Consider the following 3,450-nt stretch of genomic DNA (forward strand, 5'->3'; position numbering starts at 1 on the left):
CCGACCAGCAACAAGCCATCGGCCAGTTGAACCTGCTGGACGAAGCGGAGCAGCGGCAGATCATCCAGCTCTGGGATCGGACCGATTCGGGCTTCCCGGCCACGCGCCTGGTGCACGAGCTGGTGGCCGACCGTGCCCGGGAAACCCCCGAGGCGGTAGCGGTGATCTTCGGTGAGCAACAGCTGACCTACGGCGAGCTGGAGCGCAGCGCCAACCGCCTGGCCCGGGCCCTGATCGCCCGTGGCGTGGGCCCGGAAGTGCGGGTGGCGATCGCCATGCCGCGCAGTGCGGAGATCATGGTGGCGTTCCTGGCGGTGCTGAAATCCGGTGGCGTGTACGTGCCGCTGGACGTGGAATACCCCGAGGACCGGCTGCTGTACATGATGCAGGACAGCCGCGCCCGGCTGCTGCTGACCCACTCGGCAGTGCAACAGCGCCTGCCGGTGCCAGAAGGCCTGGAGAGCCTGGCGGTGGACCGTACCGAGCAGTGGAGTGGCGCCGACGACAGTGCCCCGCACGTGACACTGGACGGCGACAACCTGGCGTATGTGATCTACACCTCCGGCTCCACCGGCCTGCCCAAGGGCGTGGCGGTGGCCCACGGGCCGTTGGTGGCGCACATCATCGCCACCGGCGAGCGCTACGAAATGACCGCGGCCGATTGCGAACTGCACTTCATGTCGTTCGCCTTCGACGGCTCCCATGAAGGCTGGATGCACCCGCTGATCAACGGTGCCCGGGTACTGATCCGCGACGACAACCTGTGGCTGCCGGAGCAGACCTACGCCCAGATGCATCGCCACGGCGTGACCGTGGGGGTGTTCCCACCGGTGTACCTGCAACAGCTGGCCGAACACGCCGAGCGCGACGGCAACCCACCGGCGGTGCGGGTGTACTGCTTCGGTGGTGATGCGGTGGCCCAGGCCAGCTACGACCTGGCCTGGCGGGCACTGCGTCCGACCTACCTGTTCAACGGCTATGGCCCCACCGAAACCGTGGTCACGCCGCTACTGTGGAAGGCGAGCAAGGACGATCCATGCGGCGCGGCCTACGCCCCGATCGGCACGCTGCTGGGCAACCGCAGCGGTTATGTGCTGGACGCCGAGCTGAACCTGCAACCGATCGGCGTGGCAGGTGAGTTGTACCTGGGCGGCGAGGGCGTGGCCCGGGGTTACCTGGAGCGTCCGGCACTGACGGCCGAACGCTTCGTGCCCGATCCGTTCGGCGCGCCGGGCAGCCGGGTGTACCGCAGTGGCGACCTGACCCGTGGCCGTCCCGATGGGGTAGTGGACTACCTGGGTCGGGTCGACCACCAGGTGAAGATCCGCGGCTTCCGTATCGAACTGGGCGAGATCGAGGCGCGCCTGCGTGAGCAGGAGGCCGTGCGGGAGGCGGTGGTGGTGGCCCAGGACGGGCCGACCGGCAAGCAACTGGTGGGTTACCTGGTGATGTTCGATCCAGCCCTGGTCGACGATGCCAATGCCCAGGCCAGTGCCCGGGACGCCGTGCGCCGTGCCCTCAAGGCGCGCATGCCGGACTACATGGTGCCCACCCACCTGATGTTCCTGGCGCAGATGCCCTTGACCCCCAACGGCAAGCTGGACCGCAAGGGCCTGCCACAACCGGACGCCAGCCAGATGCAGCAGGCCTACGTGGCCCCGCAGAGCGAACTGGAGCAACAGATCGCGGCGATCTGGGCGGAGGTCCTGCGCCTGCCGCGGGTAGGGCTCAACGACAACTTCTTCGAAGTGGGCGGCCATTCCCTGCTGGCGATCCAGATCACCTCCAGGGTCCAGGCCGAGCTGGGCCTGGAAGTACCACTGGTGGAAGTGTTCCAGACCGAATCCTTGCGGGCCTATGTCGAGGCCGCCAGCGCTTGTCGCGCTGGCAGTGCGGCTGATTTTGATGATCTTCGTGAATTCTTGAGCGAACTAGAGGCGATTTGAACCATGCTTTCCAACCCAAACATCGATCTGGTATCGCGCTTTCTTCGACTGCCTCTGGAGCAGCGCAAGCAGTTCTACCAGCGCCTGCAAAGCCGTGGCATGAGCTTCGCCCAACTGCCCATCGCCTCCGTTCGCGAAAGCAACGACAACCTGCCGCTGTCTTATGCCCAGGAGCGCCAGTGGTTTCTCTGGCAGTTGGAGCCCGCCAGTGCCGCCTATCATGTGCCCGGCGCATTGCGCCTGAGCGGACGCCTGGACATCGCGGCCTTGCAGCGCAGCTTCGATAGCCTGGTCGCGCGTCACGAAAGCCTGCGCACCCGCCTGCACCTGCAAGACGATCGCATGACCCAGCAGGTGCTGGCCCAGGCTTCGATCGAGATCATCCTGGAGCCGATCGACGAAGCCCGCCTCAAGGAACGGGTAGAGGAAGAAATGGCCCGGCCTTTCGACCTGCTGCAAGGCCCATTGCTGCGGGCCAGTCTGCTGCGCCTGGGTGAAGAAGAGCACGTGCTGGTGCTGGTGCAGCACCACATCGTGTCCGATGGCTGGTCGATGCAGGTCATGGTCCAGGAACTGATGCAGTTGTACGCCGCCTACAGCCAGGGGCAGGAGTGCGCGTTGCCGGCCCTGGCGATCCAGTATGCCGATTACGCCCTGTGGCAACGCAGCTGGATGGAGTCAGGGGAGAAGGCGCGGCAGCTGGAGTACTGGCTGGCACTGCTCGGCGGTGTCCAGCCGGTGCTGGAGTTGCCATTCGATCATCCTCGCCCGGCACAACAGAGCTACCGTGGCGCACGCCTGGATGTGGCCCTGGAACAAGGGCTGGTAGCGGCACTCAAGGGGTTGGCCCAGCGTGAGGGCGTGACCCTGTTCATGGTGCTGTTGGCCTCGTTCCAGGCCTTGTTGCATCGCCACAGCGGCCAGCAGGACATCCGCGTCGGGGTGCCGATCGCCAACCGCAACCGGGTGGAAGTCGAGCGCCTGATCGGTTTCTTCGTCAATACCCAGGTGCTCAAGGCCGACATCGACGGGCAGCTGACGTTTGTGCAGCTCCTGCAGCAGGCCAAGCGCCGCGCGCTGGAAGCCCAGGCCCATCAGGACCTGCCGTTCGAGCAGTTGGTCGAGGCACTGCAGCCGGAGCGCAGCCTGAGCCACAACCCGCTGTTCCAAGTGATGTTCAACCACCAGGCCAGTGCCCAGGCCGACGCGGGCGAGACGCAGTTGCCCGGCCTGCGAGTGGCCAGCCTGGAGTGGGACAACCAGAGCGCCCAGTTCGACCTGAGCCTGGACACCCAGGAAACCGCCGAGGGTATCTGGGCCTCCCTGACCTACGCCACCGACCTGTTCACCCACGCGAGCATGGAGCGCCTGGCGCGCCACTGGCAGAACCTGCTGCGCTCGGCCGTGGCCGATCCGACTTTGCCGATCCAGGACCTGGCCCTGCTGGAGGCTGAAGAGCGCCAGCGCATCGTTCATCAGTGGAACGCCACCGAGCGCGACTACC

The 3,450-nt window shown here is 66.1% G+C and carries 2 protein-coding genes; both read left to right on the plus strand.

Annotation, left to right across the window (positions count from 1 at the left end; all coding sequences use genetic code 11):
* A partial coding sequence (locus tag ACK6AU_RS31580; protein ID WP_409303654.1) for an amino acid adenylation domain-containing protein occupies nt 1–1,946 on the plus strand: 1,946 nt, incomplete at its 5' end.
* 3 nt (nt 1,947–1,949) lie between these two features.
* Nucleotides 1,950–3,450, plus strand: a 1,501-nt coding sequence (locus ACK6AU_RS31585; RefSeq protein WP_409303656.1) for a condensation domain-containing protein, incomplete at its 3' end; no start/stop codon positions are given.

This window comes from Pseudomonas sp. KCJK8993 (genome assembly GCF_046230915.1).
Lineage (GTDB): Bacteria > Pseudomonadota > Gammaproteobacteria > Pseudomonadales > Pseudomonadaceae > Aquipseudomonas > Aquipseudomonas piscis.